At 72.9% G+C, this 13467-nt stretch carries 13 protein-coding genes; 9 read left to right on the top strand and 4 right to left on the bottom strand.

The window, feature by feature from the left end:
• The first annotated feature begins 410 nt into the window (after nucleotides 1-410).
• The 5 genes from ACFYP4_RS21680 to ACFYP4_RS21660 all read left to right on the top strand — a co-directional run bounded on the left by ACFYP4_RS21680 (nucleotide 411) and on the right by ACFYP4_RS21660 (nucleotide 5339).
• On the top strand, nucleotides 411-839 hold the full coding sequence (locus ACFYP4_RS21680; protein WP_358853192.1) for a hypothetical protein: 429 nt from the start codon (nucleotides 411-413) through the stop codon (nucleotides 837-839).
• A 287-nt stretch (nucleotides 840-1126) separates the two neighbouring features.
• Nucleotides 1127-2527, top strand: coding sequence for a pyridine nucleotide-disulfide oxidoreductase (locus tag ACFYP4_RS21675; RefSeq protein WP_358853191.1), 1401 nt, complete (start codon nucleotides 1127-1129; stop codon nucleotides 2525-2527).
• A 135-nt stretch (nucleotides 2528-2662) separates the two neighbouring features.
• A complete protein-coding gene (locus ACFYP4_RS21670; protein ID WP_358853190.1) occupies nucleotides 2663-2974 on the top strand; it encodes an NIPSNAP family protein in 312 nt (103 codons plus the stop codon).
• Between the two features lie 162 nt (nucleotides 2975-3136).
• Nucleotides 3137-3997: an SDR family oxidoreductase gene (locus ACFYP4_RS21665; protein ID WP_358853189.1), complete on the top strand. Its 861-nt coding sequence runs from the start codon at nucleotides 3137-3139 to the stop codon at nucleotides 3995-3997.
• A 382-nt stretch (nucleotides 3998-4379) separates the two neighbouring features.
• Nucleotides 4380-5339: an alpha/beta hydrolase gene (locus ACFYP4_RS21660; RefSeq protein WP_358853188.1), complete on the top strand. Its 960-nt coding sequence runs from the start codon at nucleotides 4380-4382 to the stop codon at nucleotides 5337-5339.
• A 222-nt stretch (nucleotides 5340-5561) separates the two neighbouring features.
• Here the strand turns inward: ACFYP4_RS21660 and ACFYP4_RS21655 are convergent, their stop codons facing one another.
• Nucleotides 5562-6548, bottom strand: a complete 987-nt coding sequence (locus tag ACFYP4_RS21655) for an NAD-dependent epimerase/dehydratase family protein (protein WP_388787184.1) — start codon at nucleotides 6546-6548, stop codon at nucleotides 5562-5564.
• A 148-nt stretch (nucleotides 6549-6696) separates the two neighbouring features.
• Here ACFYP4_RS21655 and ACFYP4_RS21650 point away from each other — a divergent pair, with 148 nt between their 5' ends.
• The 3 genes from ACFYP4_RS21650 (at nucleotide 6697) to ACFYP4_RS21640 (ending at nucleotide 8343) form a co-directional block, all read left to right on the top strand.
• Entirely contained in the window at nucleotides 6697-7140 is a 444-nt protein-coding gene (locus ACFYP4_RS21650) for an SRPBCC domain-containing protein (protein ID WP_358853186.1), read from the top strand.
• Nucleotides 7137-7520, top strand: coding sequence for an ArsR/SmtB family transcription factor (locus ACFYP4_RS21645; RefSeq protein ID WP_388787181.1), 384 nt, complete (start codon nucleotides 7137-7139; stop codon nucleotides 7518-7520). The genes ACFYP4_RS21650 and ACFYP4_RS21645 overlap by 4 nt, the downstream gene beginning before the upstream one ends.
• 505 nt (nucleotides 7521-8025) lie before the next feature.
• Nucleotides 8026-8343, top strand: coding sequence for a hypothetical protein (locus ACFYP4_RS21640; protein WP_358853184.1), 318 nt, complete (start codon nucleotides 8026-8028; stop codon nucleotides 8341-8343).
• A gap of 78 nt (nucleotides 8344-8421) precedes the next feature.
• Here the strand turns inward: ACFYP4_RS21640 and ACFYP4_RS21635 are convergent, their stop codons facing one another.
• Nucleotides 8422-9945: an MFS transporter gene (locus tag ACFYP4_RS21635; protein WP_388787178.1), complete on the bottom strand. Its 1524-nt coding sequence runs from the start codon at nucleotides 9943-9945 to the stop codon at nucleotides 8422-8424.
• A 435-nt stretch (nucleotides 9946-10380) separates the two neighbouring features.
• On the opposite strand from ACFYP4_RS21635, the gene ACFYP4_RS21630 reads away from it, so the two are divergent.
• A complete protein-coding gene (locus tag ACFYP4_RS21630) occupies nucleotides 10381-11556 on the top strand; it encodes a N(5)-(carboxyethyl)ornithine synthase (protein WP_358853183.1) in 1176 nt (391 codons plus the stop codon).
• 39 nt (nucleotides 11557-11595) lie between these two features.
• Here ACFYP4_RS21630 and ACFYP4_RS21625 read toward each other — a convergent pair whose 3' ends face one another.
• Together ACFYP4_RS21625 and ACFYP4_RS21620 are read right to left on the bottom strand one after the other, a co-directional pair.
• On the bottom strand, nucleotides 11596-13035 hold the full coding sequence (locus ACFYP4_RS21625) for a sulfatase-like hydrolase/transferase (RefSeq protein WP_358853182.1): 1440 nt from the start codon (nucleotides 13033-13035) through the stop codon (nucleotides 11596-11598).
• A 189-nt stretch (nucleotides 13036-13224) separates the two neighbouring features.
• Nucleotides 13225-13320, bottom strand: coding sequence for a putative leader peptide (locus ACFYP4_RS21620; protein ID WP_388787175.1), 96 nt, complete (start codon nucleotides 13318-13320; stop codon nucleotides 13225-13227).
• Nucleotides 13321-13467: the final 147 nt, after the last annotated feature.

The following is a 13467-nucleotide window of genomic DNA, read 5'->3' as shown; positions in this document are numbered from 1 at the left end:
GTGGAACGGCACAGGGGTCGTGGCAGGTGACGGGCCCCCGTCGCCGACGGGCGGTCGGGGGGTCCGCTCTGATGGGTGCGATGCCATGAAGCGCTCCTGGCGTCCGGTGCCCTGGGAAGTGCTCGGCGGGCCGGTCCGCCGCCCTCTTCAGGAGATACGTCCGCCGCGCTTCCCGCGACCCGGGGGTGGCCGGCCGGATGCGCCCGCCGTGCGGCCGGGGGCATGCGGCCGGGGCACGCGGAACGCCGGTCGCGGCGTGTGCCGGGTCGAGGGCGCTTCTCCGGGGCCCCGGAAATGCCGTCCGCCTCCGAGATGCGGGACCCGGCCCCGAGGCACAGATTGGTAGTAACCCGATCGGCGCAGCAGAACTCGCCAGTCGGGTCGGCCGTACCCATGTGAAGGAGCGCACCATGACGAGTCATGTGAGCCAAGCCCGCCCGCATACGGGGCGACGGTCGGAGGCACGTGCCTTCGTCGGCGGGTGGACCGTCTTCGCCGCCGTCCTGATGATTTTCGGCGGGCTGATGGCGGTCTTCGCAGGCATCGCCGCCATCGCCAATGACGACGTCTTCGTCAACACGCGGAACTACGTCTACGAGTTCGACCTGACCGGCTGGGGCTGGGTCCACCTGCTGCTGGGGGCCGTCGTCTTCCTGGCGGGCTGCGCCCTCTTCCAGGGTGCCACGTGGGCCAGGGCCGTGGGCGTCGTACTGGCGGGGCTGAGCATGCTCGCGAACTTCCTGTGGCTCCCGTACGCCCCGCTCTGGGCGCTGGCCCTGATCACCATCGACGGTTTCGTCATCTGGGCGCTGTGCGCACCCCGTAACCGGGAGGACTGACACAGCCCGACCACACGGCAACACCCGCTCCGACGGCGGCGAAGGGCCCGGGGCACCGAGCAACTGCTCGGTGCCCCGGGCCCTTTGGCATCGGCGAGCCGCCCGCCCGGCACCACTGACCTCGAACCGGAGAACGGATACCCTCTCGCCGGGGCGAACACCCGCCCCCAACACCCCCGGAGCAGCAGACTCTTGGAGATGAACCGGGCGCTGAAGCAGTCCCCCGCCGTCACCGCGGCACGTCGTCGAAGCGGTGACGGCATCTCATGACCGGAACGAGGAGCCCCATGCGCAGAGCTGTCGTCATCGGAGCCGGACTGGGCGGTGTGCTGGCGGCGGCGGCGCTGTCCCCGGTCGTCGACGAGGTGGTCGTACTGGACCGTGACGAGCTGCCCGACGGCCCCGAGCACCGAAAGGGGGTCCCCCAGGGGCGGCACGCCCACCTTCTGATGCCCGGTGGCCTGGCGGCCATGGAGGACCTGGTGCCGGGGGCCGACGTGCGCAAGCACCTGCTGGCCGCGGGCGCCCACGAGATCTCCCTCAGCTCGGGCATGGTGGTGCTGACCCCGGAGGGCTTCTTCCGCCGTTGGCGCCACGACCGCCATCACATGATCACGTGCAGCCGGGCCCTGCTGGACTGGGTCGTGCGCCGGGCGGTCGTCGACAGCACGCCAAATGTCGAGATGCGCCGGACGCAGGTCGTCGGACTCACCGGCAGTGCCGCGAGAGTGGACGGCGTCCGCACGGCCGGCGCGTCCGGCGAGGCGGAACTGCGCGCCGACCTCGTGGTCGACGCGAGCGGATGCGGCTCGCGCATCATGGGGTGGCTGGCCGGCCTCGGGATCACCGGGATCGAGGAGAGGAGCGTCGACTCCGGCCTCGTCAACGCGACCCGGATCTACCGCACGCCTGCGGGGGCCGAGCGGTTCCCCCTGACCATGGTGCAGGCGAATCCGTACGTGTCACGACCGGGCCGCAGCGCGGTGATCGTGCCGATCGAGGGCAACCGCTGGATGGTCAGCCTCGCCGGAACCCGGGGCGGCGAACCTCCGGCCGACCCCGACGGGTTCCTGAAGTACACACTGGACCTCCCGCACCCCATCGTGGGCCGGCTCATCTCCGGCGCCGAACCGCTCACCGAGGTGTCCATCAGCCGCAGTACCAGCAACTCCCGCCGCTACCTGGAGAAGGCGGGGCGTTGGCCGGAGGGGCTCGTCGTCCTCGGGGACGCGCTGGCCACGTTCAACCCGGCGTACGGGCAGGGCATGTCCGTGGCCGCGCTGGGGGCCGGGGCCCTGAGCCGGGAACTACGGCGCGCAGGCCCGGCGGCTCCCGGCTTCGCCCGCGCCGTCCAGCGCGCCGCGGGCCGGCACGTGGAGACCGCGTGGAGCCTGGCAGTGGGCCAGGACGTCCTCTTTCCGCAGGTGCGCGGCGGCACGGCCACGCTCGTGGACCGCCTGGCCGCCCGCTACTCGCGGCGCCTCACGCGGGCGGCGACCGGCTCGTACGGCGTGGCGTCCGCGTTGTGGGACGTGACCGGCCTGGAAGCGGGACCCGCCCGTCTCCTGCGTCCCGGCGTCGTCCTCGCGGCCCTCGCCGGCCCCCCGCTGCCCGCGCCTGCCGGGCCGCCGCTGACCGCGCGGGAGCGGGAGATCCTGCACGCCCTCGACCGCACGTCCGGTGGATGACGGACCGGGCGGAGCCGCCCGGAACGAGACGACCGCGCTCCGCCGGTGACGGGCAGGCACCGGCCGTCGCGGTGACGGACCCCCGGTGCGGGCCGGGCATCGTGCCCGCGCGTCGTCCTGGCCCATAATCCGGGCATGATCACCATTCACCTGAAGTACGAGATCGACGCCGACAGGATCGAGGACTTCGAGGAGTACGGCCGCCGCTGGGTCAGGCTCGTCAACCGCTTCGGCGGGACCCACCACGGCTACTTCCTGCCCAGCGAGGGCGACAGCGACGTCGCCTACGCCCTGTTCTCCTTCCCCAGCCTCGCGGCGTACGAGCAGTACCGCACGGACAGCATGTCCGACCCGGAGTGCCAGGAAGCCTTCGAGCTGGCTCGGACGACCCGCTGCATCAAGAGGTACGAACGGCGTTTCCTCCGGCCGCTCGACGCCCCGCGTTAGACGGGGCGGTACGGGCCAGTCCCGGCGCGTCGTCCGTGCCGCTTCGCATACGTGGCCGGGTGTCCGGCAGCATGGGGCGCTGAGCGGGCCGGAACCTGCGGGCAGGCGCCTCCCCTCCGGCCCGCGCCCGCCGCACGTCGCTCGGAACAGGAGACACTCAGGATGGCCGCGACCGATGTCACCTACGCCGTCACCGGCGCCTCCGGGCGTCTGGGAGGACGCGTGGCCCGCCGGCTGGCGGATGCAGGGATTCCGCTGACGTTGCCGGCCCGCACCCCCGAACGGGTGCCCGTCCTGCCCGGTGCCACCGTCGTCCCCGGTGCCTACGGCGACCGGGACGCCGTCGTGCGCGCCCTGCGCGGTGTCGACCGGGTCCTGATGGTCTCCGCCTCCGAGGCACCCGACCGGCCGGCACAGCACCGCGCCTTCGTCGACGCCGCCGCCGAAGCCGGCGTCGGGCACCTGGTGTACATCTCGTTCTACGGAGCGGCACCCGACGCCACCTTCACCCTGGCGCGCGACCACTGGCACACCGAGCAGCACATCCGCTCGAGCGGCCTCGCGCACACCTTCCTGCGGGACAACCTCTACGCCGACTTCATGCCCGCGCTGGTCGGCGACGACGGCTTCATCCGCGGTCCCGGCGGCACGGGGCGCGCCGCCGTCGTGGCCCAGGACGACATCGCCGAGGCCGCCGCCGCGGTCCTCACGCACGCCGACGAACACGCCGGTGCCGTGTACGACCTCACCGGCCCGCAGGCCCTGACGCTCGCCGAAGTCGCCGCCGTACTGACCGAGGCGACCGGCCGTACGGTCGGCTACGAACCCGAGACGATCGAAGAGGCGTACCGCTCACGCGCCGGCCACGGTGCCCCCGACTGGCAGCTCGATGCCTGGGTCTCGACGTACACGGCCATCGCCGCGGGAGAACTCGACGGTGTGACCGACCACGTCCCGCGTCTCACCGGGCGTCCGGCCACCTCCTTGGCGGAGCTCTCCCGCCGGGACGGTGCCGCCTACTGAGCGCGGGTTTCGCCCCTCTCCCGGCGGCCCCTCTCCCGGCGTCGGAAGGGCTGTGCCTGGGAACGATGTCGAGGTGCCCCACTCCGAGGACCCCTCGCTCGCGGTCGACGGTCGCGGCAATGCCCTGGTCCCGACGGGCCGTTACGGTTCGTCGGGTACGCGGGCTCGTACTCGCGCCCGGCCAGCGAGCCGAGTACGCGGCACTGTTCGCGGTCGAAGGCATCTCCGCGCCCTGTCCGGCAGGCGGCACGCCACCGGACATGACCCCTTCGGGACGGGGCAGCACAGAAGGTGACCCGGGCGCCGGTCGTCACTCCCGCCGGTCCGGCCGCCACGCGCGTCGCTCCGCCGCATCAGCGGCACGACCTGGAAAGTGTGAGCCGTGACCCTGACACCACCGCCCTTCGACAAGGAACTCGCCGTCGCGCTCACGGAGTTCGTGCCGCTGCCCTTCACCCCCGACATGGTGCGCGCCAGCCGGGAGACCGGAGCCGCGTTCCGGCCCACCGACGAGACGCTGAGCCGTGACGGTGCCTTCTCCGTGGAGGACCGGCGGGTGCCCGGTCCTCCCGGCGCCCCCGACGTCTCCCTGCTCGTCTGCCGTCCCACCGGTGCCGAAGTCCCGCTTCCCGTCGTGTACTTCGTGCATGGCGGGGGCATGGTCACGGGCGACAACCGGGTCGGTGTCGACGCCCCGCTGAGCTGGGCCGAGGAACTGGGCCTGGTGGTGGTGTCGGTCGAGTACCGCCTGGCTCCCGAGAACCCGCACCCCGCTCCGGTCGACGACTGTTACGCGGGTCTGGAGTGGACCTCCCGCAACGCGCGGCTCATCGGCGGGGACGCCGGCCGGCTCGTCGTGGCCGGCCAGAGCTCCGGAGGCGGACTGGCCGCCGCCCTGGCCCTGCGCGCCCGCGACGAGAAGGGTCCCCGGCTGGCGGGCCAGCTTCTGATGTGCCCGATGCTCGACGACCGCAACGACTCCTACTCCGCCCGGCAGATGGCCGGGCACGGCATGTGGGACCGCACCTCCAACGACACCGGCTGGACCGCTCTGCTGGGTGACCGCCGGGGCTCCGACGACGTCTGCGCCTACGCCGCTCCCGCCCGCGCCACCGACCTGTCCGGTCTGCCGCCCGCCTTCATCGACGTGGGCTCCGCCGAGACCTTCCGCGACGAGGACATCGCGTATGCCGACGCGATCTGGCGGGCGGGCGGCGAGGCGGAACTCCATGTGTGGCCCGGGGGCTTCCACGGCTTCGACGCGCTGGCGCCGGAGGCGGCGCTCTCCCGGGCGGCCCGCGCGGCCCGCACGGCCTGGCTGCGACGCCTGCTCGGGTGCTAGCCGCCCTGACGTGGGGCCGGGTCCGGGAGGGAGCCGCGGTGTCGGGCGTCGCCGCGCGCGCCTGGGCTCGCGGACCCGCCGGCCGCAGGCACCGCCGTCCCGGGCGACCGTCGCAGACAGCGGGCTCGCGGAGCCGTCGACCGAGCACGCCACCGTCCCGGGCGACCGCCGAGGACGCCGCCGTCCTGGGCGTCGCCGCCGGCGGCGGGGCTCGTGGCCCCGTCAGCCGAGTGCGTTGAGCAACTCGCGCTCACGCGTGGCGCTGAGGCCCGCGCGTCGTTCACGGTCCAGTCCCTGCTCGCGTTCCCACCGCAGGGTGTCGGCCAGCATCTCCGTCCGGGGCCGGTGACGCAGTCCCGCCGCCCGTGCGGCGGCCCCGCTGCGGGCCGACCACCCCTCCCAGCCCGGCTCGGCCAGCCACATCGGCAGCGACTCGGCACCCATGTACTGGGCCACACCGTTCGCGAGCAGCCAGGCCGGGTCGGCGCTGACCACCGGGCCGGTGTGACCGCCGGCCTCCCGGGACAACGCGATCCACTCCCCCAGCGGAACGATCGGCCCGACGGCGTCATAGGTGCCGGTGGTCCCGCGCTCCGCGGCGTCCAGCAGCCAGGCGGTGAGATCCCGTACGTCGATCGCCTGGGTCGGCAGCGCGGGAGCGCCGGGGACCAGCATCGGCCCGCGCGGATCACGTGCGGCCCGGGCCACCCAGTAGCCGGAGCGTCCGCTGTGGTCCCCCGGCCCCCCGATGAGACCCGCGCGGGCGACGAGGAGGCGGTCGCCGACGGCGGCGGTCGACGCGTGCTCACAGGCGGCCTTCGCCTCCCCGTACAGCGAGCGGTCGGCCTCACTCCGGTCGGTCGGGGCGAGGAGTTCCGTGGACTCGTCCGCGTCGGGCGTGGCGTGCGAGGCGTAGGCGCTGACGGAGGAGACGTAGGTCCAGTGCCGGGCGCTGCCGCCGAGTGCGTCGAGCGCCCCGCGGACGAAACCGGGCTGCCAGGACACCTCCATGACCGCGTCCCAGGCACGGTCGGCCAGCGGCTCGTACGCCGACGGGTCACTCCGGTCTGCGGCCACCAGGGTCGCGCCGTCCACGACCGTGCCGCTCTCGCCGCGGGCGAGGCACGTCACTCGATGGCCTCGCTCGACGGCCTGCCGTGCCAGTTCGCGCCCCAGCCATGCCGTTCCGCCGAGAATGAGGATCTCCATTCCGCCACCCAACCATCGCGGACGGCGAGCGCCCAAGGGACTTGGCGGAGAGCAGATCAGCCCTCACGTGCAACCGTACGGTTGCATCACGATCCCCGACGTGCAACTCTGGAGTTGCATCCAATCGTGGCACTGAAGGAGTCGGCTCATGAGCGAGGACCGGATCGAACGAGAGACCCTGATCGAGGCCCCCCTGGAGCGGGTGTGGTCCCTGGTGGCCCAGCCCGGATTCTGGGTCGCCGACAAGGCGAGCCTCCCCGGCACCGTGGCCAGGGAGGGCGAGACGATGGTGGCCAGGAACCCCGAGCACGGCGACTTCCCGGTGCGGGTGGAGAAGGTCGAGCCGCCGACGTACCTGGCCTACCGGTGGACGAGCGCCTTCCCCGGAGAGGAACTGCGCGAGGACAACAGCACCCTCGTGGAGTTCACGCTGGCCCGGGAGGGCGAGCGGACCCGGCTGCGGGTCGTCGAGAGCGGGTTCACGGCGCTGGCCGGATCCGAGGACCTGCGGATGCGCAACCACAAGGACCACAGCGAAGGCTGGCCCCTGGAGCTCGCCGCGCTCAAGACGCGCGCGCAGCAGTCCGTGTGACCGAGGAACGTGACTGCGGCGCCGCGGCGGTCGACCAGGTCCTCGCCGCGCTGGCCGACCCGACCCGGCGGCAGTTGCTCGACCTGCTGGCCGCCCGGGGTGAGGCCACGGCTACGACGCTCGCCGAACGGCTGCCCGTGTCGCGGCAGGCGGTGGTCAAGCACCTCGCCGTGCTCGACACCGCCGGGCTGGTCTCCGGCGGGCGCGTCGGACGCGAGGTCCGGTACGCCGTGCGGCCCGCGGCCCTGGACGCGACGGCACGGTGGATGGCCGCGCTCGCCGACGACTGGGACCGGCGGCTGGCGAACATCAGACGTGTCGCCGAGGCGGCGGAGCGCGAGAAGGGAGACGACCACCGCTCACCGGGCCGGCCCGCCTGAGGAACGCGACCAGGCGCGGCGGGGCCGCGTCCCGCGGGCTCACGCCCGGGTCTTCCTCCGGGTGCGACCGCCGCAGGTCGCACCCGCAGGACCGGAGGAGCGGCGGCGACGGTCCGCCGGCAACTCCCGCGACTGTTCTGCCTTCCGGCCGTTCCGGCGTGACCGGTACCGCTTACGGGGCGCCCTGGGTTCGCCGGGGCCGGGCGCGCAGGTGTCCCGGGTGGCCCCGGTGATCCGGGGTAGACGGACGTCCACGCAACCGACCGCACCTCGGGCGTCCGTCGCCCGACGTACTCAGGGAGGCTCGTTGGCCGCCGTCCTGCTGCGCCTCTTCCCGCTCGTGGGCCCACGCACAAGGGCCATCTGATGACGCGGATCTTCGGAGCGGTGTTTCTCGCGTTCGCCGCCCCGATGCTCGTCCAGAATCGCCAGGGACAGTGACGGCAGCCCCCAGCGAGCCCGACGCCCCTGCCGCGGCAAGGGGCGTCCACGTAAGGAGTTCTTTGTGACCACCTTCATCATCACCGTCCCCGGCACCTTCGTCCACGGCGTCACCGACGACGCACGCTCCGAAGTGGTGCGCAGGCTGCGCCCGCAGGACCCGAAGAACACGGAGCTGGGCGAGAGCGAGGAGCTGAACCTCCTCACGGTCGAGGACGGCGGCATGTTCTCGATCCGGCTCGAGGTGGATGCCGCGGACCAGTCGAGCGCGGAGGCCGAGGCGGTACGGCTCGTCGCCGGGGCGCTGAGGGCCAGCGGGATCGCCGAGACGGACGCCCCCCTGGGACCGGCCGCGGTCACGGGCATCGACCGCGAGTTCTAGGTCCTGTCCGACGATTCCCGTCTTCGCCCGGAGGGCGGCCGCGGGGCGCCGGGCCCGAGGGATCCGGCGGCGTCCGGGTCAGCACTGATTCGCGCGGGTGTGGCGGTGGCCCGTCCCGGCCGAGTCCGGCGAGTCGGTGCCTCCGGGGCCGGTACGGCGGTCGCGGCGCCAGTCCAGCACGGCGGCCGCCAGGGCACCGAGCAGGGCGAGGACCCCCGCGCCGACGGCCACCGCCACGGCCGTGCGGTAGTCGTGGGCGCTCGATCCGAGCACCAGGTAGAAGAGCCCCGGAAGCGCCGCGGTACCGACCGCACCGCCCAGACGCTGACCCGTCTGCAGGGCACCGCCCGCCGCCCCGGCCATACGGACCGGGACGTCGCGCAGGGTCATGGTGACGTTGGGCGAGATGACGCAGCCGCTGCCGATCCCCCCGATGAGGAGGGCGGGCGCCGCGCACCAGGCGGCCGCCCCCGCCGGTGCGAACCTCAGGATCAGGGCCGTCGCACCCAGACCGAGTACGACGCCGGTGAGTCCGAGGACGGTCAGCAGCCTGCCCAGCCGTTCGACGAGCCGTCCCGCGACGACGGCCGCCGCCGCCGAGCCGACGGCGAAAGGGGTCACCGCGAGACCGGACCTGAGCGGTGAGTAGCCGAGGCCGTTCTGGAAGAACAGCGCGAAGACGAGCCACACGCCGCTGAACCCGACGAAGTACAGCGCGGCGATGCCCGCGCCCGCCGCGTAACCGCGGGCCCCGGTGAAGAGCCTCGGATCCAGCAGCGGCTCCGCGTCCCGTGCCGCGACCCGCTTCTCCCAGCGCGCGAACCCGGCCAGCAGCGCCAGTCCGGCGGGGAACAGCCACCAGAGGCGTCGTATGCCGCCCGCCTCGGCGAGGACGAGCGGCAGCATGATCGCCAGTACCCCGGCACCGAGCAGGGCGACGCCCGGCAGGTCCAGGTGTCCCCTGCGGCCCGGGGCCACGCGCGGCAGGAGCCGGCTGCCGAGCAGGAGCGCGAGCGCACCCACGGGGACGTTGACGTAGAAGATCCACCGCCATCCGCCGGGACCGTCGGCCAGGGCCAGGATCAGGCCGCCGGTTACCGGGCCGACGGCGCTGGAGATCCCGACCGTGGCGCCGAACAGGCCGAAGGCACGGCCCCGCTCCGCCCCCTTGAACATCTGCTGGATGAGGGCCGAGTTCTGCGGGGCGAGGCAGCCCGCGGCGATGCCCTGGGCGAGCCGGGCCGCCACGAGCAGCGTGATGGAGGGGGCGGCGCCCGCCGCGGCACTGCACACCACGAAGGCCGCCAGCGCCCACAGGAAGACACGGCGCCGGCCGACCGCGTCGCCGATCCGTCCGGCCGTCACCAGAGCCAGGGCGAACGCCAGCGCATATCCCGAGACGACCCACTGCACGGACGCGGCCGAGGCGCCGAGCTGCCGCTGCATCGAAGGCAGCGCGACCGCGACGATCGTGACGTCGAGCAGGGTCATGAACCCGGCCACCAGGGTGGCCCACAGGGCCCGCCACCGAGCCGGGTCCGGCCGGTCGGCCGTCCGCGTCCGGCCCCTGACCTGGTCACCCGCCCGCGCTCCGCGTTTCACACCTGCCCCTTCCCACAAGACACGCCCGTACGAACGGGAGCCGGGCGCCGTATCCACTTATGCGTCACCCGCACACACCGGCCCAAACAAACCCAAAGGGAAAGCGCCGCCCCGCCTGGACGGGTGGGTGACCGGCGGCGGCCGCTCGGGGCCTGGAGACCGAGGGGTGCTGACAGAGGTACGGTTGCGGTACCGAGCGCACCTCGCACGCCGTCATCCGTTTCGGCGTCGCCCTCGGGGAACGGCAATGGCCGGGCACCTGTGCACCGGCCGGAAACGAGCCGCCCCATGCTTCCCCGCTCGTACTCGCGCTCCGTCTTCCACGTCCCCTTCCGCGGCCCTCGATAGCCGGCATCGCCTCAGCCGTCGACCGCTCCCCGTGCACGGGGACGCACCGCCCCGCACCAGCGACAAAGTGAAAAGACGAGGACGCACATGAGCCTGATGAGTCTGGGAGTACTCGCCTCCTCCCGCAAGGAGAACGAGTTCCGGCTGCCCCTGCACCCCCGCCACCTCGACCGCGTCGACCCCGACGTGCGCGAGAAGATCTTCCTCGAACAGGGCTACGGCCTGCGCTTCGGTGTCGACGACGACGCGCTGCGACCACTCGTGGCAGGTCTGCGCACCCGCGAGCAGCTCCTCGCCGAGTGCGACGTCCTGCTGCTGCCCAAACCGGTGCACGAGGACGTCGCCGCGCTGCGTGAGGGCCAGGTGCTGTGGGGATGGCCGCACTGCGTGCAGGACGAGAAGATGACGCAGATCAGCATCGACCGGCGACTGACCGTCATCGCCTGGGAAGCCATGAACCACTGGACCTCCACAGGTCAGTTCAGTGTCCATGTGTTCCACAAGAACAACGAACTCGCCGGCTACTCCTCCGTGCTGCACGCCCTGCAGCTCGGCGGCCTGACCGGCAGCTACGGCCGTCGGCTGCGGGCGGTGGTCATCAGTTTCGGCGCCACGGCGCGCGGGGCGGTCACCGGCCTGGGCGCCATGGGCGTCTCGGACGTCACGGTGCTGACCCAGCGCGCCGCGGCCGCGGTGGCCTCGCCGATGCCTTCGGTCGTGATGGGGCACTTCGAGGAGCGGGAGGACGATCCGTCCCGTCTCCAGGCGCTCACCCAGGACGGCCCCGTGCCGCTCGCGGAGTACCTGGCCGGGTTCGACATCATCGTCAACTGCATAAGGCAGGACACCGACGCGCCCCTGACGTTCGTCACCGAGCAGGAACTCGGCGGCTTCCGACAGGGGACGTTCTTCGTCGACGTCTCCTGCGACGAGGGCATGGGCTTCGAGTGGGCGCGCCCGACCACTTTCGCCGATCCGATGCCGACCGTGGGGCCGGGCTGCCACTACTACGGGGTGGATCACAGCCCCTCCCACCTGTGGAACTCGGCGACGTGGGAGATCAGCGAGGCGCTCATTCCCTACCTGCGTGAGGTCATGAGCGGCCCCGCGGCCTGGGACGCCGACACGACGGTCCGCAGGGCCATCGAGATCCGCGACGGCGTCGTCCAGAACCCGAAGATCCTCTCCTTCCAGCACCGGGCCGCGGCCTACCCGCACACCACCGGGGCTCCGGCGCCGCACTCCCCCGCCCAGCAGTCCTGACAGCCCGCCTCCTGACGGGCCGCCGCAGGCAGCGGTTCGTCAGGAGGCGGGATACGGCAGCAGTTCCGCGTCGACCTTCTCCCACACGGCTCTCAACTCGGCCAGCACGGCGGGCTCTTCGGCGGCGCGGTCGGCCTGTTCGCGCACGTCCCGGGACAGGTCGAACAGCTGGTCGGCGCCATCCTTGCCCCGGTAGTACTTCCACTTGCCGCGGCGTACCGCCCGCTCCCCCCGCACCCGCCAGAACAGTTCCCGCTGCGGCGGGCTCTCGCCCCGCAGCAGGTATCCGGCGAGACTGACGCCGTCCAGCGGATGACCGGGGTCGGGGCGGGCGCCGGCCAGCTCCAGCAGGGTCGCGGTCCAGTCGGGCGAGAAGACCGGCACCTCGCTGACCTGACCGCCCTTCAGGCGTGCGGGCCAGCGCACCACGGTCGGCACCCGGATCCCGCCCTCCTGGAGGGATGCCTTCTCCCCGGACAGGGGCCACTGGTAGGAGAAGCGCTCGCCGCCGTTGTCGGAACCGAAGAAGACGAGTGTGTCCTCCTCCTGTCCGGACTCCCGCAGCGCCGCCAGGACCCGGCCCACCGAACGGTCGAGGTCCTGGACCATCTCGGTGTACTTCTCGACCGAACCACCGTCGGTGTGCAGCAGCGCCTGCACCCCCTTGCCCGACTTGATGCGGCGCACGATCTCGGCGCTCTCCTCCCTGTCGCCGTCGGCGATCCAGGGCCAGTGCGGAGTGGTGAAGTTGAGGTTGAGCAGCCATGGCCGGTCGTGGTCCCGGCGCACGTACTCGCTCGCCCGCTCGGTCAGGATCCGTGTGTAGTACCGCAGGTCCTTGTACTCGGCGTCCCCCTCGTACAGGTCGTACTCACCGCCCAGCCCGAGCTTGGAGTAGTACTCCAGCGCGCCGCCGAAGTTGCCGAAGAACTCGTCCCAGCCGGACTTGGTGGGCGAGTAGTCCGGCAGGTAGCCGCAGTGCCACTTGCCGATCAGGGCGGTCGCGTATCCGGCACCCCTGAGCAGGGAGGCGAGGGTGGGGTGGGTCGGTTCGAGCCCGTCCGACCTGTTGGCGATCGGCTCGGCCAGGCCGCCCTTCGTACGCCCCGGATAGCGGCCGGTGTACAGGCTGAAGCGGGTCGGCGAGCAGGTCGCGGAGCCCGCGTAGGCGTCCGTGAAGCGCACGCCCTGCCGGGCGAGACGGTCCAGGTGCGGGGTCTTGATGTGCGGCGCGCCGTAGCAGGACAGGTCGGCCCAACCCAGGTCGTCGCCGAGGATGAACAGGATGTTGGGCCGCCGTGCGTGCCGGCCCGGCGCGGCCCGGAAGGGCCGCTCGTGCGGCTGCGCGGCGTCCGCGCCTGCGGGCGTCGCGTGCGCCGTGGCGGCCGGCAGCCCGACGGCGGTGGCGGCCCCGGCGCCTATCGCGCCGCCGAAGGCGCGCCGTGAAAGGGCGGATCGGTCGTTCGTGGACGGGGACATGGTGAGGCAACTCCTCGGCGCGGGCAACGGCGAACTCCCGGCACGCGCTGCGTGACGGCGGCCGTCCCGCGCGGGATCGGCAAAACGGACGGGGGAAGCCCGAGGCGGGCAGAGGGTGACAGGCCGGGGCGGGCGCGGACGCTTATGTGCGGCGGCAGGCCGTCCGGACGGGCGTCGTGCGGTCCGGGCTCAGAGTGCGCGGCAACAGATGGCGCTGGCCAGGCGACCGAGGTCGACGTGGCGGCGCCGCACGAGCGTGGCGCTGAGGCCACCGGCGAGCTGCATGATCGCGTAGCTTGCCGAAGCCGGACAACACGTGTCAACGCCCGGTCCACAGTGCGGACCGGCGGCGCGATGCGGTGGGGCGTCCTTCGGGTTCGCCGGGCTGGTCGGCCCGCGCATGCTTGTCGGCCGTGGGGTGACGGACCCGCA

This window comes from Streptomyces sp. NPDC005551 (assembly GCF_042871785.1).
Classification (GTDB): Bacteria; Actinomycetota; Actinomycetes; order Streptomycetales; family Streptomycetaceae; genus Streptomyces.
Note: the sequence above shows the minus strand (reverse complement) of the source record. Positions and strands in the feature narration are given on the sequence as shown.

Coding starts and splice junctions, on each gene's coding strand:
- ACFYP4_RS21650 (WP_358853186.1), top strand. CDS start 6,697: ATGAGCGAGGACCGGATCGAACGAGAGACCCTGATCGAGGCCCCCCTG.
- ACFYP4_RS21665 (WP_358853189.1), top strand. CDS start 3,137: ATGGCCGCGACCGATGTCACCTACGCCGTCACCGGCGCCTCCGGGCGT.
- ACFYP4_RS21655 (WP_388787184.1), bottom strand. CDS start 6,548: ATGGAGATCCTCATTCTCGGCGGAACGGCATGGCTGGGGCGCGAACTG.
- ACFYP4_RS21620 (WP_388787175.1), bottom strand. CDS start 13,320: ATGCAGCTCGCCGGTGGCCTCAGCGCCACGCTCGTGCGGCGCCGCCAC.
- ACFYP4_RS21630 (WP_358853183.1), top strand. CDS start 10,381: ATGAGCCTGATGAGTCTGGGAGTACTCGCCTCCTCCCGCAAGGAGAAC.
- ACFYP4_RS21675 (WP_358853191.1), top strand. CDS start 1,127: ATGCGCAGAGCTGTCGTCATCGGAGCCGGACTGGGCGGTGTGCTGGCG.
- ACFYP4_RS21680 (WP_358853192.1), top strand. CDS start 411: ATGACGAGTCATGTGAGCCAAGCCCGCCCGCATACGGGGCGACGGTCG.
- ACFYP4_RS21670 (WP_358853190.1), top strand. CDS start 2,663: ATGATCACCATTCACCTGAAGTACGAGATCGACGCCGACAGGATCGAG.
- ACFYP4_RS21625 (WP_358853182.1), bottom strand. CDS start 13,035: ATGTCCCCGTCCACGAACGACCGATCCGCCCTTTCACGGCGCGCCTTC.